A 25,638-nucleotide genomic window follows, 5' to 3' on the forward strand; every position below is an offset into this window, starting at 1 on the left:
ACTCGTCAATGAAGACATCGCTCCCGATGAGATTTTTTTGGATGATCGAAATATGCCAGGCTTCGATCAGCAGCAGTTTGAGGGTCGTATTGAGCAACCGATTGCTCGTGCATCAATTATTGCTCTTGGAGGTTTATTTGTACTCATCACTGTAGTTTTTTGGGTGAAGCTCGCGGATATGCAGGTTGCTCATGGTTCTGATTATGCAGCACAGTCAACGCGCAACCGTATTGACGAAACATATATTTTCCCAGAGCGTGGCGTCATCAGTGATCGTAATGGAGTACCACTCGCTTGGAATCTTCCAAAGGAAGGGGATGATGCAGACTTTGCGAAGCGAAAGTATATTGAAAAAGGTGGGTTCGGTCATATTCTTGGCTATCTAGGTTATCCACTCAAGGATAAGAACGGCTTGTACTATCAGAAGGCATATACTGCAATCAACGGTATTGAGTCGCAGTATCATGAATTGCTTTCTGGTGCGATTGGTAAACACCTTGTTGAGGTGGATGCGCGTGGTAATGTTGTTTGGTCAAATACAATTATTCCTCCTGTACCTGGAAAGAATATTACGCTTGCAATCGATGCTGACTTGCAGCATCAAATGTACGAGATTGTTAGTGGAGTCGCTCGCGCGGGTAACTGGACCGCAGGTGCAGCAGCGATAATGGATATTAATAATGGTGAACTCATTACGCTCACTTCTTTCCCAGAGTTCAGTTCGAATGTCATGACCGAGCGTGATGATCCGGAAAAAATGGAATCTTATCATAAGGATAAGCGCTCTCCGTTTATTGATCGAGCGGTTTCGGGGCTTTTTGCGCCAGGATCTATTGTGAAGCCACTTATCGCGGCGGCAGCACTGCAGGAAAAACTGATTACAAAGAATACTATCATTGTATCTGAAGGAAGAATCACCATTCCAAACAAGTACTTTCCTGATAAGCCTACCCATTTCAATGACTGGCGTGCACACGGAGCAATGACCGTGAAGGAAGGTATCGCGTATTCATCTGACGTATTCTTTTATGAGATCGGAGGAGGCTTTGGTGCACAGAAGGGTTTGGGGATCGAGCGACTTGAGAAATGGTATCGTAGCTTTAGTTATGGCGCTCCAACAGGGATCGATCTTGAAGGGGAGGCGAGCGGGACGCTTCCAAATCCTGCATGGAAAGAGAAGACATTTAATGGTGATCCGTGGCGTGTCGGTGATACCTATTTCACAAGCATCGGTCAGTATGGAGTGCAATCAACCTTGCTTCAGCCACTAGTTGAAGCTGCTGCGATAGCGAATTATGGAACAGTGCTTACGCCACACCTTGTAAAGGATCAGGTATTTCCAACACGAACAATTGCGATTGATAAAAAGAATTTTGATATCGTGCAAGAGGGCATGCGCTTGGCAGCATCTCCTTCAGGAACAGCGAATACGCTGGTAATGGATGGGGTACACTTCGGTGCAAAGACGGGAACTGCAGAACTCGGCGTTACTAAGAATCATGTGAACTCTTGGGTTATCGGTTTCTTCCCATACGAAAAGCCGAAGTACGCTTTTGCCTTGGTGATGGAGCATGGTATGAAGGGTGATACAAAGAATGCTGCATATACAATGCGCAAGTTCTTTGATTGGCTTGCGGTGGCGCATCCTGAATATCTTGGCATGAAGGCTCCGCTTGCGGCACCTACAGAAGATAGCAATGGTCATGATGGTGAAGCCGAGGCCCCGATACCAGCTCCGGTCGTTGGTCAGTAGAAAATAGGGAGAGTTTATAGGGCCCTCTTTCGACCTTTCTTTTATGAGAATTTGTGTTATATTATGGACTTATGGATACTCCAAAGGAATATTTGAGCAAGGAAAAGCACGGTGAGCTCGTTGCAGAGCTCGACTTCTTAACACGTACGCGTCGTAAAGAGATTGCAGAAGCACTCGAAGCCGCAAAGGCTCTTGGTGATCTCTCAGAGAATGCAGAATACCATTCTGCGCGTGAGGCTCAGGCCGCACTCGAAGAGCGCATCTCAATGCTTGAAGAAATTCTTCGCACTGCGATTGTTGTCGGTGAACATGCAAGAAAGGATACCGTTGATATTGGTTCTACCGTCACCATTAAACGCAATGGCGAGAAGCAAGTCTTTACACTTGTTGGTTCAGAAGAAACTGATGTGCTCTCGGGCAAGATTTCAAACCGCGCTCCACTAGGCGAGGCACTCATGGGTAAGAAGAAGGGTGATGTCTGTAAGTATAAGACACCAGTCGGAACTGCTGAGTGTACAATTCTCGAAGTCGCTTAATACATTCTGCCCGCCGAAAGGCAGGCAGGATTTATTTTTATTACGTATTATATTTGATATAATTATTCCATGGCATCACTTGAAGAAATTCGCACCGAGCGTCTGCGCAAGCACGCACTCCTCCTTGAGAAGGGAATGAATCCATATCCTTCGAAAGTCCCTCGTACGCATGCAGTAAGTGCAGTGCGCGCAAATTTTGCAGACCTCGAATCAAAGGCAGCGATCGTTGCGCTCGCGGGACGTGTCATGGCCATTCGTGGTCAGGGCGCCATTCAGTTCGTTGTGCTCGATGACGGTACGGGTACATTCCAGGCCGTCATGAAGCGTGACACGCTCGGAGAGGAGAAGATGGATTTCTTCGGCGCTACTGTAGACATGGGTGATTTTATCTCTGTAACCGGAACCGTATTTACCACGCAGCGTGGTGAGGCAAGTATCCTTGTGACCGACTGGGTCATGGCAAGCAAGTCATTGCTCCCACTCCCTGATAAGTGGGGTGGACTCCAGGACGAAGAAGAAAAGCTGCGTAAGCGCTACCTCGATATTCTGACAAATGCAGAATTGAAGGATCTTTTCATCAAGAAGTCAAAGTTCTGGCAGGCAATGCGTTCATTCCTTATCAATGAGGGTTATCTCGAAGTCGAGACTCCGATTATCGAAGTGACAACGGGAGGAGCGGATGCTCGTCCATTTGCCTCACATCACTGGGCACTTGATATCCCTGTCTTTAACCGCATTTCTGCCGGTGAGCTGTGGCAGAAGCGCCTCATGGTCGCAGGTTACCCAAAGACCTTCGAGATTGGACGCATCTTCCGTAATGAGGGCATGAGTCCAGAGCACGCACAGGACTATACACAGATGGAGTGCTATGCAGCTTGGGAGAATTTCGAAGAGGGAATGCAGTTCGTGGAGCGTCTCTACCGCCATGTTGCGAAGGAGGCATTCGGGACCGAGCAATTCACCATTCGTGGTTTCGATATCGACCTCAGTAAGCCATGGGCACGCTACGACTACACGGAGACTATTCATCGTATGACTGGTGTCCATATCGTGACGGCTACCCAGGAAGAACTCGATGCAAAGCTCAAGGAGCTTGGTGTGCGTTTCGACCCCAAGGGCTGGAATCGTATGCGTGCGATTGATAATCTTTGGAAGTGGTGCCGCAAGCAGATTGCAGGACCAGGATTCCTTATTAATGCACCTGTGGAGATGGCTCCACTTGCGAAGGTTGCAAAGGATGGCAAGACCGTTGAGATGTACCAGCCAATCATCGCGGGAAGCGAGGTAGGTCGTGGATACAGTGAGCTCAATGATCCTATTGATCAGCGACAACGATTCACGGAGCAGCAAGGTATGCGTGATGCAGGTGATGAGGAGGCACAGATGGCGGACTGGGAGTTCGTCGAAGCGCTAGAGCATGGTATGCCACCTACATCAGGTTTCGGCGTCTCGGAGCGTTTGTTCTCATTTTTGGCAGATAAGCCAATTCGCGAAGCCCAGCTTTTCCCACTGGTGAAGCCAAAGATAGATTAGAAATAAAACACCGTCTAAAGATGGTGTTTTTCTTTCTCGAAGGATTTAATGTGCAATACTTTTGTCAAACTATATAACGGGTGTTTTGTGCAAAATGCATGCCCATTCTGTTCGGCCGATGATTATGTGATTGTCGGGGTCATCGAATCAGTATTCCTAGGATTTCTTGACGAAAACAGTAACGACGGTAATGTGGGTAGAGAAGAACCTTGGAGGTAGTATGTCCATCAATGATCGGCCACGTTGTGGCTTTTGTCTTTCCGATGAAGGGCCGCTTATTCCCGGAAGTGCCGTTTCTCGTCTTTTTGAAGGCGATGTAGTTCGAGAGATATTGAATGTGCTCGAAGATAACGGAATCTATAATCCCTCTCGAAACATTGCTGATGCAGTCGCGTATGTTCATATCTGCCCCAGATGTGTGCTGCGCTATGCAGAGCAAGAGGTAGAGAAGCAGAGGAGTGATGCACGTGAAGATTCGGTTGACTATACACCACAGACTATTCATGGGTATCTCAACCGTTGGGTCGTAGGTCAAGATCGTGCGAAGAAAACACTCGCAATCGCGATTTACGAACATTACGCGCGAATGCGCATCAAGGAGATTTCAAGAGTTCCGAGTGATCCGTATCGCGATGTTGAACTCAAGAAGGCGAATGTGCTCCTTATTGGGCCAACGGGTAGTGGTAAAACATTGCTCATAGAAACGATTGCGCGCTATCTCGATGTTCCATTCGTTGTTGTTGATGCAACGACGATCACGGAAGCGGGCTATGTCGGCAAAGATGCGGATCATTGCATCAAACGCCTTTTGCTCCTTTCGGATGGTTCTGTGTCTCGCGCGGAACGCGGTATTGTTTATCTCGATGAGATTGATAAGATTGCATGTGCACAGGATACGAGCATCAATCGCGACATTGGAGGTGAGGGAGCGCAGCAGGCGTTACTCAAACTCATTGAAGGGGTCGAGGTTGAAGTGACGACGCGAAGTGATTCGGGCAGTCCGTCGAAGTCCACAGTGAACACGAGCGGCATACTCTTTATTGCAAGCGGTGCGTTTCCCGGCTTACCCGAGATCATTGGGAAGCGCAAGCATAGCAGGGGAATGGGTTTCCAGACCTCGCCACAGAAGAAGCAGTGTTCAGAGGATTGCCTCTGTGACGTCACCGTAGAGGATTTGAAGCGCTATGGCCTGATTCCAGAGTTTCTCGGCCGATTTCCGGTCATTGAGACACTGGAGGCACTCTCTCGTGCTGACCTCATTAGCATCCTCAAGGACCCAAGAAATTCGCTACTCAATCAGTATCGCAAGTTGTTCTTATTTGAAGGAATACAACTCACCGTCGACGATGCAGTACTCGAATCTATTGCTGATGATGCTATGGGTAGTGGCACCGGCGCCAGAGGCTTGCAGAGTGTATTCGAGAAAATCATGAGAGATTTGGTGTACATTATCCCCGGGATGAAAATCGCTGAACCAGACCTGGTCAGTGTTCAGGTCACGATGAAATATCTCGAGGGCGGAACTGCAACCTTCGGATATAAAGAAAAAGGGCCTGATGGCTCTAGACGACGTGCACGTCGATGATCAAAAGCGCTACGATTGTAGCGCTTTTTTATATGAAAAGGGACCGAAGTCCCTTATGGTTACTGCATGCAACATTTTTCCGCGCGCTCGTAAAGGAGCGGGCTTTTATTGCAGGCGATGTTGATGATCTGGAGGCGCGAATTTGGGAAGTCCCTGTGGTGCAAGAGGATCGCATTACGGATCGCCGCGCACGCATCCTCGAAAGGCTTGAACAGCGTCGTCTTGTTCGCGTCAAAGCGCGGGATCCCGATGGACACCACACGCATGAGCTCCTTGTCGGCGAGGGTGAGGGCGTTATAGACGATGTCCTCGATGGAGAGCTTGCCATCATCGACGACGAAGATGACATTGTCGAAACGAACAGGGTACATCTGCGTACGTTCGATCTTGAAAGCACTTCCAGCGGGGAGCGGGAGCCGCTTTTCGGCTCGGTGGTGGAAGTGATCCCCGACCAGGTGCATGATCGCCTGATCAGTGAACGTCTTTTCGCCGCCACCATCACCAATTGTGGTGATGATCGCGTCTGCGGCCAGATCGGTGATCGGCCTTTTGTGGATATTGATTGCGGGCACGAGGCCTCCTTTTAGAAAGAACATAATTGACACTACAATAAATTTTCTCTTAGTCAAGGTGAGTGTGGAGGCTGAACATCACGAGTAATATGCGCGAAATAGTCTGCTCAATAGTGAGCAATTATTCATGAAATATTTCTTGCAAAATGCTATGCAGGTTTTTTGATGAAATTTTTTTTCACTATCAAAAATATGGCTAACGCTCTGTGTTGTGGGGAAAGTGGGACTGTGGATAACTTTATTGTTGCATAATGGGGGAGAGTGGGATAAAATGGGAACATGTGGGAGAAAGTGGGAAACTTGAGGAACAAAACATCAGCCACATTCGGGGTCATCACCCGAGCAAAAAGATATCGAAGGGCATGTGGGTGCCACTCGGTATCTGCTCGGGGCGATGCCCTGGTGCTGGTGTGTTAGACCTGCTGGTGGGTCTAATGCATCAACACTAGGGTAGCGCACAGTTTCATGACGAAACTTAACGTTCAAAATCCATGTTTATAGGCGAATATACAAATACCATAGATGATAAAAAACGACTTTCTGTGCCCTCAAAATTTCGAAAGGAATTGGGTGAGAAGGCGGTTATCACGTATGGTTTGAATAAAGCGCTTACTCTCTATCCACTCTCAGAATGGGAGATCTACGCAGAAAAGCTCGGTAGTCTCTCTGTAGGAAACCCTGAAGAACGTGCATATGCACGTGCAATGCTCTCGGGAGCATTCGAGGTAGAACTCGATAAGTCAGGACGTATTCTTTTACCGCAGCAGCTCACACAATTTGCAGCTATCGATGGACGTGTGGTGTTCACGGGAATGGCACGCTTCGTTGAGCTCTGGGATGAAGCAACATGGAATGCATACCGTACCACCGTTATTCCAAATACTGATGCACTTGCAGAGTCGCTCGGTGCACGAGGTTCAATCTAGAGAGGCGTATGAAGACACACATAAGCGTATTGTACCAGGAATCACTCGATGCATTGCTGCTCGCCCCGGGAAAGACAATCATTGATGGAACCTTTGGTGCAGGAGGACACAGTAGGGGTATCGCAGAGAAAATTGGTAAAAAGGGAACACTCATCGCATTCGACCAAGATGGAGAAGTGTTTACAAAACCGATTGTTGACGAAATTCGCTCATTCACAAACTTTATTCCAGTTATTGCAAACTTCCGCACGATGGCTCATGAGCTCTCGCAGCAGAAAATTGATCACATTGACGGAGTACTTCTCGATCTTGGACTATCAAGCACTCAGCTAGAAGTATCAGGCAGAGGATTCAGCTTTCAACGTGATGAACCGCTCGCAATGACGTTCTCGGACAAGCCCGAAGAACAACTCGTCACTGCAGAAACAGTGGTTAATAATTGGAGTCGCGAAACGATCACCGAGATCCTTAGGGGTTTTGGCGAAGAACAGTTTGCGTGGCGAATTGCGGGAGCAATCGTTGAAGCACGAACAAAGAGTGCAATAAAAACGACTAATGAACTTGTTGCAATCATCAAGGGGGCAGTCCCTGGATGGTATCAGCACGGTCGCACACATTTTGCGACCCGTACGTTTCAGGCTCTTCGTATGGCGGTCAATGACGAGACAGGTAGTGCTGAAGAGGGTATGCGCAGTGCATTCGCACTTCTTGCGCCGAAAGGGCGCCTTGCCGTCATATCGTTCCATTCGATTGAAGATAGACTAGTGAAACAAACGATGAAGGATCTTGCTGAGCATGCAGGGGGAACCCTTGTTACAAAGAAACCGATTATTGCAGGCGATGAAGAACTTTCAGAGAATCCACGTAGCCGTAGTGCAAAATTACGCATAATAGAAAAATCATGAAAATCCCAATAACAGTACAACATACGATACGACCCGTTATCCGTATTTGGGATAAGACGAATCGACGCGCAAAGCCTCGATCACGCATCATGTCTATTTTCCGAATCGCCTAATCCATTAACATCAGAAAACCATGCAAACACTCTACGCAAAAGCAAATGTAATGAACTCTTGGTACGCACAGAACGCACGTACTGTTTTCACTGTGATGCTCGCAATTCTTATTGCTAGCTTTGCTTCGTACATGTTTTTCATGGTTTCTTCATTGTCTTCTGGGGTCGCATATCAGAAGGTGCGTCGTGAGATTGCAAATACTGAATCACGCATTGCAAACCTTGAGGCTGAGCGTATTGCACGCATGAAAGCAGTTGATCTTGCATTTGCAAAGGATCGTGGCTTTGTTGAGGTTTCGCCTACTCGATATATTGCTTCTGCGGCAGCAACTGAGAAATTTACAATGCGTGACGCGCGCTAATCCTCTATGCGGAATCCACGTCAGTTACGATTGCGCTTGGCAAGCATACCCGTCCTACTCATAGGGCTGGTTTTTATTGCCCGATTGTATAATTTGCAAGTGCAGCACGGAAAGGAGTACGCCGCAGAGGGTGAGAAACAATATGTTTCAACCTCAGGCTACACCTATGAGCGAGGCAAGATATTCATGATGAACAAAGACGGGGAACGTCTTGAAGTTGCGAATATCGCACAAGGGTGGCTCATGACTATCAATCCGCAGTTGATTACAAATCCGGAGGAAACGCATCAGAAGATTGCAGCATTCTATCCTTCGCTGTCATACACAGAGTTCATGAGTAAGTCGGCGAATAAGCAGGTGAAGTATGCAGAAGTTGCACACCGTGTTCCCGACGAGATTGGACTTAAGATTAGTGCACAAAAGATTACAGGAGTGCAGTTGTTTAGGGAAACCTGGCGCACGTACCCTGGTGGAGATATCGGAGGTCAGGTAATCGGCTTTGTGGGACATCAAGGTGACGACTTCACTGGTCAGTATGGTGTCGAACGCTACTACAACGAGGCGCTCACCAGAAACGAAGATAACATCAGAGTGAATTACTTCGCTGAACTTTTTGGGAGCATAAAAAATGTTGTCTATGATCGTAAGGAGGAGGAGCGTGGAGATATTGTGCTGACACTCGAGCCAACCGTACAGTCATTGCTTGAGCATACACTTACGAAGGTGCAAAACGAATGGAACTCGAAGCAAGTAGGAGGGATTGTGATGGATGCGAAAACTGGTGCAATTTATGCCATGGCAGCAAATCCCACATTTAACCTCAATGAATATGGAAAAGTGAAAGATATCTCCGTATTTCGTAATCCGCTTGTAGAGGATGTTTTTGAGATGGGCTCCATCATGAAGCCTCTTACGGTTGCTGCGGGAATTGATACTGGAGTCATTACTTCGAACTCTGTCTATAATGACGTTGGGGTTATGCGTCTGAATGCAAAGACCTTTAGCAATTACGATGGAAAAGCACGTGGTCCAAATACTCCCGTGCAGCAGATTCTAAGTCAATCCCTTAATACTGGTGCTGCATATGTTGCACTCAAAGTAGGGAAGGAGCAATTCAAGGACTACTTTTTGAATAAGTATCAGCTTGGACAGGAAACTGGTATAGATCTCCCTGGAGAGGCTCATGGTCTTATTTCAAATTTTAATTCGAAGCGTGATATTGAGACGGCTACCGCATCCTTCGGTCAGGGCTTTGCTGTGTCACCGATCAATACGATTGTTGCACTCGCTTCACTTGGGAACGGAGGCTATTTGGTTACACCACACGTGATGTCGGAAATCGTCTACAGTAATGGTACAACGCGTAAGATTGTAGCTCCGACGCCGGTACCGATTTTGAAACCAGGCACATCTGAAGAGATCTCGCGCATGCTCGTCACCGTCGTTGACAAGGCTCTTCTTGGTGGCAAACTAAAGATTCCCGAGTATACAGTCGCTTCGAAGACGGGAACAGCACAGATTGCACGAGCAGATGGAAAGGGCTACGAAAAGGATAAATATTTGCACACGTTCTTCGCCTATGCGCCTGCATATAATCCACGATTCATTATCTTCTTGTTCAATAAGGAGCCGCAGCATGTGGACTACGCATCACAAACGCTTGGTGCACCCGCCATGGAGCTTGTACGTTTCTTGCTCAACTACTACAATGAAACACCAGATCGCGCCTCAAGCATTGAGAAGCCTTTATTCCCAAAGCAGGCAGATCCTGAGCCAGTAATCATTCCTACTCCTGCCACTTCCACTACTCCTGCAACCTCAACGCGAACAACAACATAGTATGAAAAACTTTCTTCGAGACATCACTACACGCATTATGTCCGCGCTTGCAGAAAGCGCGCTTTTGCGACATAAACCGTTTATTATCGGAGTCACAGGTAGCGTGGGGAAGACGACGACAAAAGACGCAATCGCGCACGTGCTCGCAGAACACACGAGCGTGCGCAAGAGTGATAAGAGTTTTAATAGTGAGATTGGGCTACCTTTGGCGATTCTTGGGCTTCCGAATGCATGGCTTAGTCCGTGGGGCTGGTTCAAGAATATCGTTGCAGGAATAAAGATTGCATATTTCCATAAGGAGTTTCCAAAGGTACTCGTACTTGAAATTGGCGCAGATAAGCCGGGTGATATCGGTCGTGCGATGAAGTGGATTCATCCATTGATTGGTGTGCTGACTAGGCTGCCCGATAGGCCAGTACATGTCGAGAATTTTCCTACGCCCGAGCTTGTGCGTGAAGAAAAGGCAAAGTTGATTGCAGCACTTCCAGAAAGTGGCGTATTTGTCGCAAATGCAGATGATGAGCGCGTTATGAAACTTGCCGAAGATGCACACATGAAGGTAATTAGTTATGGTTTCAAGGAAGGCGCAATGGTTATGGGTAGTAGCGTTGCTATCACATATGCGGATGCCAAGAAGACTATTCCTCGTGGTGTTTCGATGGACGTGACTTACGGTAGGGAGACCGCCGTGGTACATATTGATGGCGTGCTTGGTGAGCATATTCTCGCAAGTGCACTTGCCGCAATTGCGGTGGCGCTTGCACGCGATATACGCTTCATGGATGCGGTTAGAGACGCAAGTGGATGGAAGACTGCACCAGGAAGAATGCGTATCATAAAAGGCAAAAATGGAGCAACCATAATCGATGATAGCTATAATGCTTCACCCGTAGCGATGAGAGCCGCTCTTGATACACTCAAAACTATTCCTGCTGTTCACCGTATTGCGGTGCTTGGGGACATGCTCGAACTTGGTAAGTACAGCGATGAGGAACACAAAGCTGTCGGAGCATACGCAGCATCTTTCGTTTCTGGACTTGTTGTAGTCGGGAAGCGCGCACGACTAATGGCCGAGGCGGCCCTCCTTGCAGGACTCCCCGCTAATCGCATTCGCATATTTACCAACTCCGTTGAAGCGGGTGAGGCGCTTGCTCGTGAAATTGGAGAAGGTGATGTGCTCCTCGTGAAAGGTTCACAAGGAAGTGGTGCAAATATGGTGCGCATGGAACGAGCGACAAAGCAAATGATGGCAGATATTGCCGATGCGAAGAAGCTTCTCGTAAGGCAGGAGATGGAATGGGAAAAGCAATATCGAAAGGTATAATGTGAAATGACCACGAATGTGGTCATTTTTATCTTGGCTCTCTTCTTCATGGGCGCTTCATGCGCCTGTGGTATACTGATAGGCCGTCATAATCGCGCCCTAAGGGCCCATTATTCGTCCATGTTATACTTTACCTATGAATCTTACAGCTAGTGTCGTTTCTGCGTTCATTTCTTCGCACCTGTTCATGCTAGGGCTTATTGTTGCCGTGCTTGTTTTTGAGCTTATTTTAAGCACCTATCTTCAGCAATTGAAATCATCCTATGAGCGCAAGCAGGTGGGTCTTTCTGATGAGTCTGAGATTGAGGAACTTTCCATTGAATATTACAGTAGGAAGCAACGTGTTTCGTTACTGCGCGCCGGCACAATTACTGTCGCCCTTCTTGTGGGGCTTGTGGTATATGATGTACGTGCAATCACATTTATCGCCCTTGCTGTCGGTGCCAGTGTGCTTGTGTTCAAGGAGAGTATTAATTCGATTATTTCCTACTTCCATATTCTTTCGAATTATCATGTTGGTGATGATGTGAGTGTGCTTGGGGTGCGTGGGGAAGTGCTCCATATTCGTCCCTTGGTGACGACCATCCTCGGAAAGAATGATGATGGTGAGTACAATGGACGCGTGACCGCAATCCCAAACTATCAGTTTACCTGGACACCTGTTGAGCGCATGCAGATGAAGTCAAACAGCTATATGCTGGTAAAGATGAATATCCCTTTTGAGTCTTCATTGTTTAAACAGACATTTGCTGAATTCGTTAAAGATCTTCGTGCGCACCTCGATGAGATGCTCCCAAGACGCACTATAAAGAAAGTTGGATATTTCAGATCATATGTCGGCTATCGTTACAAGATAGAATATAGTTATGATCTTGATGCGCGCATTATTCTGCATATTACTTTTGTGAGTCAGTCGAAGCGCATCCCTGATCGCAAAGAGCGCATTATCGATTACGTTGAATCGTGCAAGAAATAACAGCAAAACACGCTGTTTTTCTTTGCATGAAACCTTTATTGCAATTGGTGGTTATATCATTGGACGCACCGCAAACGCAGAGGTCAATCATGAATATGTCAAAAAGAGTAATCAGGTGCACTTGTGTTTTGGATTTGTGGAAACACTTGGGGAAGTTTTTACTCATGGAAGCACATGCAGGACTATTTGTTGGATTACTCCTTATTGTCTTTGCAATTTCTCGCGAGTACACATTTCTCTTACCCCGTTACGATTTCATTTTTGCTGCAGCACTCCTCATTCAGTCATTACTCATCATTTTTAAGTTCGAGACAATGTCTGAGGTACGTGCTATTACGTTCTTTCATATCGTCGGCTTTGTGCTCGAAGTATTCAAGACGCATCCGAGCATCGGTTCGTGGTCTTATCCTGAGTTTGGATATACAAAAATATTGGGCGTCCCGCTCTATGCGGGATTCATGTATGCCTCTATCGGCAGCTATATGATGCGTGCATGGAAGGACTTTGAACTTTCAATCATTCATCCACCGAAGAGATGGCTCGCGGTGCTGCTTGCGTCACTCGTGTACCTCAATTTCTTTACACATCACTACATCTTTGATTTCCGCTATATACTTATCGCACTCATACTCTTTGTGTTTCGTAAGACAACAATTCACTACAGGGCGTTTGGGGGAGTGCGACGCCTGCATTCAAGTTTGGTATTCTTTTTCTTTGGTATTATGATTTGGATTGCAGAGAATATCGCTACTTACCTTGGTGCATGGCAATATCCCCATCAGTCTTTGGGGTGGCACATTGTGCATCCCCAGAAGATCATTTCATGGGCACTGCTTGTCATCATTAGCTTCATCATAGTCGCATCTCGTGATAAAGCTTGGAGAGGCCTCGAGCGGTAATTCAAAACCAGGAGCATGCTCCTGGTTTTTTAATCATTAAAGTGATGACCGAACTTCTTCTTTTTTGTATCGAGATAGTGCTTATTATGAGCATTCGCTTCAATGATAAGAGGTATGCGTTCCGCGACATGCACGCCGAGTTCGCGCATAGAAGTAACCTTTTTGGGATTATTCGTAATGAGTTTGATGGTGTCAATCCCAAGATCGTCCAGAACATTTTTTGCCATTGCATATGTCCTCCCGTCCGCATCGTGGCCAAGGAGAATATTTGCTTCATAGGTATCATGTCCATCTTCTTGGAGTTTGTACGCTTTGATCTTTTCGAAAAGGCCGATACCACGACCTTCCTGGCGCAGGTAGATGAATACGCCGTTGCCTGATTCTGCAATCATGCGCAGGGATGCTTCTTTTTGAGGACCACAGTCGCAGCGTAGGCTGCCAAAGGTGTCACCAGTCAGGCATTCGCTATGAATGCGCACGAGCGGGTGCATATGAGGCGCCAGGCGGGGAGTGGAGAGTACGACGGTTTCTCTACCGAGTTCTTGTTTATAGACGGTGATAGAGAAATTCCCAAAGTCACTTGGAAGCTTTGCAGAGAGGTGTTCCATAGGGATATTGTAGCATGTGTGTAGAGGACCAGTATAAAAGGAAAGTATGTGCAAAAAACCGAGCACTGCTCGGTTTTTAACTGCTTATTCACATTCACCATTATAGACCGGAAGACATCCGATTGATGGTTTTGCGTTAGGGTCCGCATTGAGATCATTCACGATATGCGCATCAAGTTTTGCGCGAAGCTCGTCCTTCTTTGCGATATTCGTCGCAGCGAGATCGGTGAGTTCTTTAGGATCTGAATTTAGGTCATAAAGCTCCTCCTTTCCCGTTTGTAATGTACGGATGTATTTCCATCCATCCGCTGTGCGAATACTGCGCATATGAGTGAAGTCGCGGTAGTCCGTCTCGGTGAAGACGTCATAGCCGGGCTTTGCGGGGTCAGTGATGTACTCAAGAAGATTTGGTCGACCAGATACTTGCTGAGCGAATTGCGCAGAAGGTGTGACGCCTGCGATCTTGAGGATTGCTGCGGCAGTATCCATCATACTCACTTGATTCTTTACTACACTACCACCTGCAACACCAGGGATCTTGAAGATGAGTGGAACGCGTACGAGTTCATCATAGAGCGCGTGTCCATGGTCAAAACCCTTGTGTTCGTAGAATTCCTCACCGTGATCGGAAACGACGACGATTACTGTCTTGTCGAGGAGTCCACGAGTCTTCAATTCGTCGAGGAATCCTTGGAGCTTTGCGTCAGCATCATGTATCTTACTGTCATACCATGCAGTCCAGAATGCAGCATCCTCTTTGGTCATAGAGAGAGGGGCGACGAGCTGATCCTCACGAAGCTTTGCCTCTTCTTCCATCGTACCTTTGAATGGGCCAGTATAGTTCGTTGGTGCAAACGTACCCTTGTAGTCTTTTCCGATTCCTGCAAACTGTCCGTGAAGGTCATAGCCGTGGAAGAACATGAAGAACTTTTGATCCTTTCCAAGGCTATCTAGCCACTGCATTGCATGCTGATTGCTATTTTCGAGGCCGCCAAACGTGACTTCGTCAGTGTATGCGTCGAAACCTTGGTTGTATCCGAACTTTGCGGAAACTCCTGCATCACCGGTGAATCCTCCCGTTGCGTATCCTGCTTTTTTGAATTGTTCTGCGAGTGTCTCGATGTTTGGAGAAATTTCTTTAAGGTTCGAGAGTTTCTTTGTTTCTTTGGTAAAGATCCTGAACTTATTGATGACCCCATGTACGCCAGGATAACTACCGGTCATAATAGCCATGAAACCAGGCACCGTCCACGGAGCCGCTGAGATCGATTGCTGAAAGATCGTTCCTTCGCTCGCAAGCGTATCAAGTACCGGGGTAGTTTTGCGTTCGTAGCCCAAGCTGCTTAAGTGGTCGGCGCGTAATGTGTCTACTCCAATAATGATGACGTTACAGTCTTTGCAAGATGGATGCTTATCAAAAAGAGGTGATTTGATTATTGTAAATAGAGCAACAATTCCTATGATTCCTAGTAGTGTAATTTTTGTGTATGTGTGCATATGTTCAATTTATAGCAATATGGTTGGAGGGTAGTGCAATGGGTGGGATGGGGAGTGGTACTAGAAATATGGCTGTATCTCTAGGGTTGTCTGTGCTGGCAACTTCATCTTGAATTGCTCACGTTCCCATTGCTTGAGTTTTTCTTCGAGGTAAATGATTTCAGGATTTTCGCGTTCTCTAGTGTAGATGTTGTTTGTTTCCCTTGGGTCAGTACCAAGGTGATAAAGCTCATATTCTGAATAAGACTGAGGCGAAGCGCGGAAGTTATTGTGCCATGCCCATCTATCAAGTGCGCGGTGGGCACGTCGATGTATAAGCTTCCAATCATGCGTGCGGATCGCGACATCCGCAAAATGTTCCTGGTCATCAAGGGCAAGAAAACCCTCAAGACCCTCATAGTAGGACATCACTCTTTCCCACATGGAAGTGCGGGTGATGTAGACTGCCTCTCGAGGGTTATTTGCGCGCCCCATGATGTACGGAGAGAGATCATAACCCTCCGTTTCAATTTGAGGGAATGTAAGGAGTGCGAGGAGTGTGGGGATGATATCGACTCCCGATACAAGGCCGTCTATTCGCCCGGGGTTCAACATTGGTGACTTGATGATGAGGGGTGTGTGTGTCTGCTCATCAAAAATATCATAGTGAAGAACGTATCCACGTTCATTCAGTCCCTCGCCATGTTCTGACTCGAGAATAACAATGGTATTCTTATCGATTCCTGATTCCTTAAGGAAGCTGAAAAGTTGTCCAATTCTCCTGTCGGTCATTAGGATACCATCATCGTACCTGCCGACGATGAAATCAAAATCATTTTTTCCGAGCTGTGCTATAGGCTCAAATTTTGCCTGTGGCCCGCGGCGAGCAAAGACTGTATTTTCAAAGAGATGATCGACAAGCTTCCATGTGTTCTTCGATGCGGTTTTGAAGTACCCATCATATGTTGAGCTACTGAAGTGGTGCGGCTCTGATTGTCCGTAGGGCCAGTGCACTGATCCAATTGGTAGCCAGAGGAAGAATGGGCTACTGCTTGCACTTACTACGCTTATCCAATCAATCGAATCACCGATTAGATTTTTGTCACGTCCATTGAATTCACTTGCTGTAGCCTCTGAGAATACGTAGCGGTCAAATCCTCGGCTCAAGCTATGGCCAGCATTATATCCTTTGAATTCTGGTGAAGTACCAAAGGCCGCAGTCTGATATCCATGGTCTTTAAGTAATCGAGCAAGATTCGGTGTCGAGGTAGGGAGTGTCTCTTGGAAATTTACAACACCTGTTGTGAAAGGGTATTTTCCAGTATGAACACTTACTTCACTGATTGGAGTTAGGTGGCTCGTGGAAAAATAATTATTGAACACAACCGCCTCCTTTGACCATTTGTCGATATGAGGAGTTGTGTCACGGGAATAACCATAGATTCCCATGTGGTCTGCTCGGAGACTGTCGATTGAGATGAGGATGACATTGAGTGGCTTTGCAGGTTTCGTAGGAAGGAGATATGAAATGCAAAGATACCCTGCGAAGAGGACGAGGGGGATGAGAAGGAGGGCGATGCGGAAGTGGTGGTGGATGCGGCGGGCGTGGTGTTTGATGCGGGGGTGAAGGTGCATAAAAAGAAGATAAGACTTAGGCTTTGCTTAAGTATAATGCATGATAGGCGCGAGGGGGAGGGGATAGCAATACAAAAAACGAGGCTGCTATGCCTCGTTTCACTTTACTCATAGCGTAGCGCTTCGGCAGGTTCCATGCGTGAGGCCTGTCGTGCAGGAAGAAGTCCTGAGATTACTCCGACGACAAAGGTGAGGAAGAGTATGACGAATAGCCCAAAGAAGTCTAACGATGCAAAAGAGAAGAGTCCACGAATTCCATTACTCTCACCGTATTTTCCAATAAGGAAGGCGAGTAGGATTCCAAAGGTGATACCCAGTATTCCTCCAACAAGTCCGATGATTCCTGACTCCAAGAGAAAAAGCGTGAGTACGTTGTCGTTTGTCGCACCGATTGCCTTCATGATTCCGATTTGTTTCGTTCGTTCAAATACAGAGGTATACATGGTATTCATAACCCCCACGGCTCCGACAATGAGCGAGATAAGCGCAATGATGACCAAGACAAGCTCGATGATGGTAAGGACATTGCCTGCAAGTCGTTCTGTTTTTGCAGGTGTTAGTACAGAGAAGTCTCTTACTTGGTCTTGCTTTCCCAACTCAAACTTGATCTGTTTTGCGATGAGGTTTACATTTGCGTCAGGATAGAGTTTTATATCAGCATTCATTGCCACGCCACGAACACCCGTTAGGTTGCGGAATGTCCCAATAGACATGAGTATGATATTATCTGCCATTTGTTCACCGATAGAGGAGAGTACTCCTGCAACTTTCATTTTCTTCCCGCGAATGATGATCTCATCACCTACTTTTGGATGTCCTTTGAACAAAGCGTTCGCCACTTTATTTCCGATGATGATATCTGTTGAATCTATATCTGTAGGCCAATGGCCAGACTCGATTTTAATACCTTCGGATTCTTCCATGAGCTCCTTTGCAAGTCCCCATTGTATGCCATTGACGAGCGTGGATTTCTTTTCACCCATGAACTCTATGTTCATTGATGCAATGTCCTCAATCGCGACGAATTTGATTCCCTCGATTCTTTCAAGGGCGAAGAGGTCTTTTTCCTTGAATCGATCTCCACCAAAAAGGCTCGCAAGGGGATTACTCTCCTTGCCAGGAAAGACTACGATGAGATCAGAGCCGAACATTTGTAATGTGCTCTTGATTGAGTTCTGTATTCCATCTCCGAGCGCAAGAATGACCACGACGAGCATGATGCCGATGACAATACCCAAAATAGTCAACCAACTGCGCATCGGGCGATAGCGTATTCCTTTGAGGATTAAGACTAGGAATTTATTCAACATGATATTAGCGTAGTTTTTCATGCACCGTACCATTACGCACCAAACGACCGTCTTTGAAGCTGATCACTTGATCGGCCTTTTTTGCGATATTCAGATCATGGGTGACGATGAGCAATGTCTTCTTGTGCACCTTGTGCAGGTCAATGAGGATCTCCAGGATCTTTCCTCCAGTGACTGAGTCCAGATTTCCTGTGGGTTCATCGCCAAGAAGTATTGCGGGGTCATTTGCGAGGGCGCGCAAAAGGGCGATGCGCTGTTGTTCTCCGCCAGAAAGTTCCGTGGGTCGATGTTCCATACGATCCTTGAGTACCATCTCTCCAAAAAAGTGAGCGAGCATCTTTTCGTTCGGGGGAGTTGTGGAGAATACGAGTGGAAGGAGGGCATTTTCCTCAGCGGTGAGCCAGGGAATGAGATTGTACTGTTGAAACACGAAACCAAAAGTAAGCGAGCGCAACTGCGCGCGCTTGTCATCATCAAGATCGGTGATATCTTTTCCTTTAAGAAATATGCGTCCACTCGTTGGTCTGTCGAGTAGCCCCACCATGTTCAGCGTTGTACTTTTCCCGGAACCCGATGGTCCTACAATGACAGTAAAGTCTCCTTCCCAGATATGGAGGTGTAGCCCCTTTAGTACTTCAGTACGAATCGTTCCTGTGTCGAAGATTTTCCATACGTCATGCAGTCTCATCAAGGGCTCCTGTTCGTAGCGTGCTGGATCCTTCTTGTATCGTTGAACGCAAAATTTGCCACAGAAGTAGCGTTTTTGTTTACCACGTCCAAGTGAGGGGGAGTCAGAAAATTCTGCAATGTTCATTCCACAGACGGGGTCGATGATGAGTTTTGTTCCTTCATTGTCCATAGTGTATCAATCAGCGGGAACAACAATGGTTTGTCCTTCGCTAAGACCATTCATGACTTCGATGGATTCTCCATCAGAGATACCGGTTTCTATTGGGTGTTCCACTTGCTTGCCATTCTCTATAGTGAACACAAAGCTTTTTCCTTCTTTGCTTATTACTGCAAGAAGTGGGATTTTGAGTACACTATCTTTTGTAGAGACGAATATTGAGAGGTCAGCACTCATTCCCGAGCGCAATGGGAGCGCATTTGGCTCGATAAAGACATTAGTGCGATAATATTTGTCACCATCCTTCACTATCTCCTTTGGCTCGATGGAGAATACTTTTCCGTTTACTGTCGTGTTGGGGAATGCGTCGAATCTGATAAGCACAGTATTTCCGACTGCCTCATTAATCTTTACAATCTCAAGCTCAGAGATATCCGATTGAATCTTAAAGCTTGTGGTTCCTAATGTGATTGCAGTTACCTCAGGGAGCGCGAGTTCGCTTTTTTCAAGCCAAACTTTCGTAATTCTTGTGTCCATTGGTGCATATAGTGTCGACTTACGTATCTTCTCTTCTGTGATTGCTATCTGCGAACGATAGCTATTGATCTCCGCTTCGGCCTGGAGTACTTTCGCGCTCGCTATGGAGGTTTCTCCCTCCTCGGTTGCGAGTTCAGCACGTGCATCTTCAATTGCTTGGCTTTGTTCTTTTAGGGCTTGTTGATAGGCATTCTGATCATTCGAGTATGCAGCACTCTTTGTGTTTGGTATGTTCAGAATCCACGTTTTATCGACGTAATTTGAGAGGTCCTCTGGGAAATCGACAAAGAGCCCTAGTGTTCCAAGTGGGGTAGGGCCAGTTTTGCTGATGAGTATAGGCCCGACTTTTTCAAGTCCAAAGACATGGAGGACGTAGTCCTTGATGGCGATGTTCTTTTGAGAAGTGGTGAATCTGTAGATTCCTTGTTCTCCTGCATAACGTCCTGTGATGCGAGGAGGAGTGATGTTGTAATTGATCTCACTTGGTTCAGCGGTGAGATTATTTGAGAGCAGAGTACTGTATGCATTGTGCACAAGAGTCTCTTGTTTTTCAACGACCGTCGAAAGTCTTGATTCTGTATTTCCTGCCTCTGCTTTTCTGATGGATAGATTTGCCTCTGCTTGTTTTTCATCATTGCGGAGCTTTCGGAGCTCGAGCTCAAGATCTTTTGTTTCAAGTTTCATTAGTGGCTCACCCTGCTTCACTTGCTGTCCTTCTTTGACGAAGATCTTTTCGACGATACCAGAAGCAGGGAAGTGAAGGTCAAAGTCTTTTTCAGTGACGATATCTCCGCGCGCACGGACAGTTTCATTGACAGTACCGCGCGTTGCGGTGAAGTAGAGTAGCGGTGGAGTTTCCGATTTGAAATACTTCCCGTAGATCCAGAAAGAGACTAGGGAAATTCCGATAAGAGAAATGATAAAGACGATAAAGGAAGTGCGTCTCATACACTATAGTATAGCATAGGTGGAGAAGGATAGTGGGAGAGGGGGATTCAAGGAAGATGCTAGAGAGTGATACGCAGAGATATCTCACGAGCTTTGCTCGCGCACCCTAAAGGGGCCCGCACGGCCAGGCTCCTCGATTTCATTACATGAACGGTACACCTTTTGGACCTTTTGTATCGAAGACTCACAAAAGTCCTCAAAAGGTCTTGCTCTCTCGCTCCCATAAGAATGGGACCCATGAGCAAGAGCTCACCCACGGTTCTCGACGGAACCTCTTCGAGGTTCCTGCTTTCCTCCACGGGAGAGGTGTCCCTCTCCCGACCCCTTCTCCGTTCGATTCTCTGTAGGGATTCACAAAATAGAAAAACCTCCCAAGCTTTGCTTGAGAGGTTTTTCATTTTGTGACCCTACAGAGAATCGAACTCTGATTTAAGGCTTGAGAAGCCTCCGTCCTAACCGTTAGACGATAGGGCCAGTCGCTGCGCGAACCAGGCTGGCCATTTTGCTAGAGGAATCGGCCACCGCCGATACATTTCCTCGCGCCTTTCTCGCAAAACCTCGTAAGGCTGTCGCAATAGGGCCAATGACATTTCTGAGTTCTTGCTAGTCTGTTTCCTTTCTCACAGAGCCCCGAAGGGCTTTGCAATAAGGGTTACGGGCAACCACAATTCAGCAGAAAAGTGATCAGCTCGTTCGAATATCATAGCAGATTATTCAAGTTTGTAAAGTGCTAAAAGGGGTGTAGTATTGGGAGATATGGAGAACAGCATGGATCAAACGACTGCAACCTATAAAGAGCATTTTCGTAAGTTTATTGAGGGTACGCGGGGGCTTGATGTGCCTAACGCAGATATAAAGAAATGGATTGATTCCTTTTTACATCATATTCAGAAGGGTGGCACCATAATCGAAATGGGTTCAGCGTTTGGACGCGATGCGGATTATATGAAGTCGCATGGGTACAAAGTAGTCTGTACAGATATTGCAGAGCCCGCACTCGAGAAATTACTGACCAAGGGTTACGAGACGCATATGTATGATGTACGTGATGCAGTTCCCGAGGAATGGCGTAGGCGTTTCGATGGTTACTTTGCAAACGCGGTCCTGCTGCATCTTACTGATGATGCTTTTCGGGATGCGCTCACGAATGCATACGATATGCTGAAGCACGGCGGTGTTGCTGCTTTCTCTCTTAAGATCGGCATGGGCGATGAAGTGACTTCGAGGAAGATGGATGCACCGCGCTATTTCCGCTACTACTATAAGCCGGAAGTGGAGGCAATCATCGGCGAGCTTCCATTCGATATTATCTCTATCGAATATACCGCTGATGAGAAATGGATCGTTGCGATCTTGCGTAAGCGCTAACTCGACGGTCTTTTGCTTTATGTTATGCTCTCTGTGTGAGCAAGGGGAATAAATATATCTTTGTGCCCGATGAGATTCTTGATCTGCATGGTCTTACAGGCAGAGAAGCAGCCGAGGAGGTTGCCGATTTGCGTTCTCGCTATGAACGTGGCACACACCTACGCATCATTATCGGAAAAGGGACGCATAGCCGCGATTACCCGGTGATTCCGCATGTGGTACGTAATGCGCTAATGTCTCAGAACATTCCATGGAATTACGCAAAACAGCGAGACGGAGGGGAGGGCGCGATAGACTGTGTCATCAAGTATAAATAAAAAGACGCAATGTGTCTTTTTATTTTTAATGTGAACTTAAATTCTGCTGACTTAAGCCAAGGAATATCATCGTTCCTGCATGGATGCCGGCGAGGATAATAATGCCGAGGATGATATAAGTAGCGAACATGAGTTTCTTTGATACGAGTGGGTGAGGACCCTTTACGCCATTTACTGTATGCACGATGAGCAGATAGGTGAATATCAGGTAAATTCCATAGCCAACGAAGCTGTACACAAATGCACGCATATCATTCTGTCCAAAGAGAGGTGCAACCATGATCGGAAGTGCGATCTCAATCCACACGAAGAATACTGGAGCTAGGAAGAGAAGGTTTTTATGTGCGCTAAGCCCCAACTTGTGTGTATGTGATTCAGACATACATTAAGTATACCAGAAAAACAACCACACAATGTGTGGTTGTTTTCTTAGACGGTCTGTATAATTGTAAGATTCGTTCCGCCTATGGTTCCGAATGGAACACCGACGCAGAGCACGAATTTATCACCTTTCTTTGCAATCTTCTGCTCGAGCAGTGTCTTGCGAGCGACGAGGATGGCGGTCTCAACCGAGTTCACTTTCTCTTCGTGAACGACCGGTGAGGTGCCGAAAGAAATAGCGAGCTGGCGCGCAACCTCTGCAAAAGGCGTAATTGCAATAAGTGGAAGGTGTGGCTTGTGGCGAGCGAGCATGCGTGCAGTGAAGCCCGACTGTGTAAGTGCGACAATTGCCTCTGCTCCAACCTGGTGCGCTGCATGTGTTGCGTGGAGTGTAACTGCATCGACTGCAGAAGGGAGCTCTTGTGCGCGACGATCTTCCATCGCCTCAACGAAGAATTCACTTTCTTCTGCACGCTTTGCAATCGTTGCCATTGTATGGACGACATTTACGGGGTCATTACCAACAGCAGACTCTTGTGAGAGCATGACTGCATCGGTTCCATCGAAGACGGCATTCGCAACATCTGCGACTTCTGCGCGTGTTGGTACTGGTGCGTCCGTCATGGAGTCGAGCATCTGTGTTGCGGTGATAACGGGCTTTCCTGCAGCACGACACATACGGATGATCATCTTCTGGAGCAGAGGCACATCTTCCTTTGGTACCTCGACTGCGAGATCACCGCGAGCAACCATGATGCCATCAGCAACAGCGAGAATGCTTGCGATGTTGTCGATTGCAGCCTGTGTTTCGATTTTTGCAAAAATAAGTGCATTACTCTTTGCCTTCTTCATCATCGCGCGAAGGTTCGTTATATCCTTTGCAGTCTGGACGAATGAAAGTGCGACGATGTCGACATTCTTTGTAACCCCGAATGCGAAGTCTTTCTTGTCCTTTGGTGTGATAGCACCGATCGAGAGCATAGCCCCAGGAACATTTACTCCTCGGCGTGAGCGAATATTTCCTCCGGCAATGACCTTTGTATGGATGTCTTCGCCAGTAACTGAAAGTACCTGGAGGATATACTTTCCATCCTCGAGCATGATCTGCATACCCGCCTTCACCTCCTTAGGTAGCATGGCGTAGTTCACTGAGACCTCCTTCACAGAGCCTTCTACCTTACGTGTAGTGATGGTGAACTTCGCGCCGTTTTTGAGCTCGATACTTCCTGAAGGGAAGTCACCAATACGGATCTTTGGTCCGCAAAGGTCTTGAAGGATTGCAATTGGTTGACCTAACATTGCCGATGCTTTGCGTGCGTTGTCGATACGCTCGCCATGCTCTGCATGATCACCGTGAGAGAAATTGATGCGCGCGACATTCATGCCGTTCTTGATCATTTCTGCAATCACGAGTGGGTCATTGGATGCAGGTCCTAATGTTGCTACAATTTTGGTTTGCTTTTGGAGTACTTTCATTTGAATAGTATTAGGAATAGAGCAGTCAGTGTACCACAAAATATGCATTTAGGAAAGATGAATTGTGAAATCTACACTATAAAAGGTGCAAGTTTTGTGTCTTTTCCTTTTCACTTTTCGTGTTATCATCAGCACATGATAGGTATCGCACTGACGAATGAGCAACTCGCGACGCTCTTAAAGATGGTATATGTCGCAAATACGGTTGCGAATGGGCCTTTTGGGGATCGTGTTTCTCGTAAGGATTTTGATGACATGGAACAGTATGTATTCTCTCGCGCGAAGGATGTTTTTCCAATGGCAGTGTATCAACACAAGGCAGATGAAGGGGATGAGCATCATCACCCTTCAGTCATCTTCGAAAGTGATCCTGATGTGAATGCTCTCTTCGATCAATATGAGGAATATGTCGCACGTATGGTAATGGCAGAAAAGCTCGCGGAGCGTGATGTGGAGCGCGAATTTGGTGCGCATGCGAAGGACCAGATGAATGCGGCCCAATTTGAGGAGCTCGTAGCGGAGCGTTCAACTGAATACGAAGAACTCCTTGAGGAGCATGGTTTGAAGATTCTGGACATGCCACCGCAGTTCAAAAAATAACATGGTTATTTTCCTTGATTGTGATTGGACCATTTTCGATGCGCAACGCTTTATTGACTACATGAATGCGCATGAAAATGATATTACTGCTCTTTTGGAGAAAGATCCTCAGGCGCCACTCGCCTCATGGCTTTATGCTGATGTTGTTGATTTTTGCATTGCAGCACGGGGGAAGGGGTACAAGATAGTCATTCTTTCAATGGCGAGGAATATTGAGGGGCAGATCGCAAAAATTCGAGCGACGGGCATTGCGGCATATGTTGACGACATTGTTGTAGTACCCGGGGAGAAAAGTACTGCTGCGGGGGATTGGCTAAAGGAACACAATGAGCGACCCAATGGTCACTACTTTATTGACGATGCACCGCTTTTCCTTAACGATATGAAGCGTACGCACCCAGGCATCTGGTGTATTCGCATGGAGCGCACTGCGCTACTTCCGTCCCAAGAATCCATCGCCGCCGTCGATCTCTCTGATCGAACCATAACGAGCCTCGATGAGCTAAGGGGAATCTTGGGACTAGAAGTCTACGAGGAAGAAACTGCAGAGCATCAAAGTCCTCCGCTTGCGTAGCAAGCTGTCACGCGCTACACATAAATTTAGGTTGATATAATCCACCTCGTTTACATTACCCATAGTGGGGGCGACGGAATTCTCTCCGTCGCCAACTAACGCCGTGAGGCGGACTTGTGGTTGCTTTTCACTACTTTAAAAATACCCAAGCTTTGCTTGGGTATTTTTAAAGTAGTGAAAAGCCCGTGCTTGCGGACACGGACTTCTCGGTAAGCCGTCAAGCATTAAGCGCGCATCG

General features: G+C 46.9%; 24 protein-coding genes and 1 tRNA gene. 15 read left to right on the forward strand and 10 right to left on the reverse strand.

Features of this window, described 5'->3' with window-relative positions:
• The first annotated feature begins 37 nt into the window (after positions 1-37).
• The 4 genes from VJ579_00085 to clpX all read left to right on the forward strand — a co-directional run bounded on the left by VJ579_00085 (position 38) and on the right by clpX (position 5,407).
• Positions 38-1,753: a penicillin-binding transpeptidase domain-containing protein gene (locus VJ579_00085; GenBank protein HXK37456.1), complete on the forward strand. Its 1,716-nt coding sequence runs from the start codon at positions 38-40 to the stop codon at positions 1,751-1,753.
• 71 nt (positions 1,754-1,824) lie between these two features.
• Complete coding sequence (gene greA, locus VJ579_00090; GenBank protein HXK37457.1) at positions 1,825-2,289, forward strand: transcription elongation factor GreA; 465 nt, start codon at positions 1,825-1,827, stop codon at positions 2,287-2,289.
• 69 nt (positions 2,290-2,358) lie between these two features.
• Entirely contained in the window at positions 2,359-3,822 is a 1,464-nt protein-coding gene (locus tag VJ579_00095; GenBank protein HXK37458.1) for a lysine--tRNA ligase, read from the forward strand.
• A 220-nt stretch (positions 3,823-4,042) separates the two neighbouring features.
• Positions 4,043-5,407 (forward strand): ATP-dependent Clp protease ATP-binding subunit ClpX, encoded by a 1,365-nt coding sequence (clpX, locus tag VJ579_00100; protein HXK37459.1) that lies wholly within the window; start codon positions 4,043-4,045, stop codon positions 5,405-5,407.
• A 59-nt stretch (positions 5,408-5,466) separates the two neighbouring features.
• On the opposite strand, the gene VJ579_00105 is transcribed toward clpX, so the two are convergent.
• Positions 5,467-5,979 (reverse strand): hypothetical protein, encoded by a 513-nt coding sequence (locus tag VJ579_00105; GenBank protein HXK37460.1) that lies wholly within the window; start codon positions 5,977-5,979, stop codon positions 5,467-5,469.
• 491 nt (positions 5,980-6,470) lie between these two features.
• On the opposite strand from VJ579_00105, the gene mraZ reads away from it, so the two are divergent.
• The 7 genes from mraZ (at position 6,471) to VJ579_00140 (ending at position 13,323) form a co-directional block, all read left to right on the forward strand.
• A complete protein-coding gene (gene mraZ / locus VJ579_00110; protein ID HXK37461.1) occupies positions 6,471-6,905 on the forward strand; it encodes a division/cell wall cluster transcriptional repressor MraZ in 435 nt (144 codons plus the stop codon).
• Positions 6,906-6,913: 8 nt separating this feature from the next.
• Positions 6,914-7,810: a 16S rRNA (cytosine(1402)-N(4))-methyltransferase RsmH gene (gene rsmH, locus VJ579_00115; GenBank protein ID HXK37462.1), complete on the forward strand. Its 897-nt coding sequence runs from the start codon at positions 6,914-6,916 to the stop codon at positions 7,808-7,810.
• A 133-nt stretch (positions 7,811-7,943) separates the two neighbouring features.
• Positions 7,944-8,285: a hypothetical protein gene (locus tag VJ579_00120; GenBank protein ID HXK37463.1), complete on the forward strand. Its 342-nt coding sequence runs from the start codon at positions 7,944-7,946 to the stop codon at positions 8,283-8,285.
• 99 nt (positions 8,286-8,384) lie between these two features.
• Positions 8,385-10,124, forward strand: a complete 1,740-nt coding sequence (locus VJ579_00125; GenBank protein HXK37464.1) for a penicillin-binding protein 2 — start codon at positions 8,385-8,387, stop codon at positions 10,122-10,124.
• Between the two features lies 1 nt (position 10,125).
• Positions 10,126-11,448 (forward strand): UDP-N-acetylmuramoyl-tripeptide--D-alanyl-D-alanine ligase, encoded by a 1,323-nt coding sequence (gene murF / locus VJ579_00130; protein ID HXK37465.1) that lies wholly within the window; start codon positions 10,126-10,128, stop codon positions 11,446-11,448.
• Positions 11,449-11,584: 136 nt separating this feature from the next.
• On the forward strand, positions 11,585-12,424 hold the full coding sequence (locus VJ579_00135) for a hypothetical protein (GenBank protein HXK37466.1): 840 nt from the start codon (positions 11,585-11,587) through the stop codon (positions 12,422-12,424).
• A gap of 95 nt (positions 12,425-12,519) precedes the next feature.
• On the forward strand, positions 12,520-13,323 hold the full coding sequence (locus VJ579_00140; protein ID HXK37467.1) for a DUF817 domain-containing protein: 804 nt from the start codon (positions 12,520-12,522) through the stop codon (positions 13,321-13,323).
• Between the two features lie 29 nt (positions 13,324-13,352).
• Here the strand turns inward: VJ579_00140 and ribA are convergent, their stop codons facing one another.
• The 7 genes from ribA to VJ579_00175 form a co-directional block, all read right to left on the reverse strand.
• The gene (ribA, locus tag VJ579_00145; protein HXK37468.1) at positions 13,353-13,931 is read right to left on the reverse strand and encodes a GTP cyclohydrolase II; all 579 of its coding nucleotides are present in this window, start codon (positions 13,929-13,931) and stop codon (positions 13,353-13,355) included.
• Positions 13,932-14,015: 84 nt separating this feature from the next.
• Positions 14,016-15,428, reverse strand: a complete 1,413-nt coding sequence (locus VJ579_00150) for a sulfatase (GenBank protein HXK37469.1) — start codon at positions 15,426-15,428, stop codon at positions 14,016-14,018.
• Between the two features lie 60 nt (positions 15,429-15,488).
• On the reverse strand, positions 15,489-17,042 hold the full coding sequence (locus VJ579_00155) for a sulfatase (GenBank protein HXK37470.1): 1,554 nt from the start codon (positions 17,040-17,042) through the stop codon (positions 15,489-15,491).
• A 104-nt stretch (positions 17,043-17,146) separates the two neighbouring features.
• On the reverse strand, positions 17,147-18,352 hold the full coding sequence (locus tag VJ579_00160) for an ABC transporter permease (GenBank protein ID HXK37471.1): 1,206 nt from the start codon (positions 18,350-18,352) through the stop codon (positions 17,147-17,149).
• Between the two features lie 4 nt (positions 18,353-18,356).
• Entirely contained in the window at positions 18,357-19,211 is an 855-nt protein-coding gene (locus VJ579_00165) for an ATP-binding cassette domain-containing protein (protein ID HXK37472.1), read from the reverse strand.
• Positions 19,212-19,217: 6 nt separating this feature from the next.
• Positions 19,218-20,684 carry a biotin/lipoyl-binding protein gene (locus VJ579_00170; GenBank protein HXK37473.1) on the reverse strand — a complete coding sequence of 489 codons (1,467 nt, stop codon included), beginning with the start codon at positions 20,682-20,684 and terminating at the stop codon, positions 19,218-19,220.
• A gap of 402 nt (positions 20,685-21,086) precedes the next feature.
• Positions 21,087-21,158, reverse strand: a tRNA-Glu gene (locus VJ579_00175).
• Between the two features lie 282 nt (positions 21,159-21,440).
• On the opposite strand from VJ579_00175, the gene VJ579_00180 reads away from it, so the two are divergent.
• Both VJ579_00180 and VJ579_00185 read left to right on the forward strand, forming a co-directional pair.
• On the forward strand, positions 21,441-22,052 hold the full coding sequence (locus VJ579_00180) for a class I SAM-dependent methyltransferase (protein ID HXK37474.1): 612 nt from the start codon (positions 21,441-21,443) through the stop codon (positions 22,050-22,052).
• A 35-nt stretch (positions 22,053-22,087) separates the two neighbouring features.
• Positions 22,088-22,369 carry a Smr/MutS family protein gene (locus tag VJ579_00185; GenBank protein HXK37475.1) on the forward strand — a complete coding sequence of 94 codons (282 nt, stop codon included), beginning with the start codon at positions 22,088-22,090 and terminating at the stop codon, positions 22,367-22,369.
• A gap of 25 nt (positions 22,370-22,394) precedes the next feature.
• On the opposite strand, the gene VJ579_00190 is transcribed toward VJ579_00185, so the two are convergent.
• Together VJ579_00190 and pyk are read right to left on the reverse strand one after the other, a co-directional pair.
• Positions 22,395-22,751 (reverse strand): hypothetical protein, encoded by a 357-nt coding sequence (locus VJ579_00190; protein ID HXK37476.1) that lies wholly within the window; start codon positions 22,749-22,751, stop codon positions 22,395-22,397.
• A gap of 47 nt (positions 22,752-22,798) precedes the next feature.
• Positions 22,799-24,226 carry a pyruvate kinase gene (pyk, locus tag VJ579_00195; protein ID HXK37477.1) on the reverse strand — a complete coding sequence of 476 codons (1,428 nt, stop codon included), beginning with the start codon at positions 24,224-24,226 and terminating at the stop codon, positions 22,799-22,801.
• A 135-nt stretch (positions 24,227-24,361) separates the two neighbouring features.
• Between pyk and VJ579_00200 the strand changes: the two genes are divergently transcribed.
• Complete coding sequence (locus VJ579_00200; protein ID HXK37478.1) at positions 24,362-24,826, forward strand: hypothetical protein; 465 nt, start codon at positions 24,362-24,364, stop codon at positions 24,824-24,826.
• A gap of 1 nt (position 24,827) precedes the next feature.
• Positions 24,828-25,400: a hypothetical protein gene (locus VJ579_00205; GenBank protein ID HXK37479.1), complete on the forward strand. Its 573-nt coding sequence runs from the start codon at positions 24,828-24,830 to the stop codon at positions 25,398-25,400.
• Positions 25,401-25,638 lie beyond the last annotated feature (238 nt).

The organism is Candidatus Paceibacterota bacterium, assembly GCA_035583355.1.
GTDB lineage: Bacteria > Patescibacteriota > Minisyncoccia > Phycocordibacterales > UBA6899 > JAJZQJ01.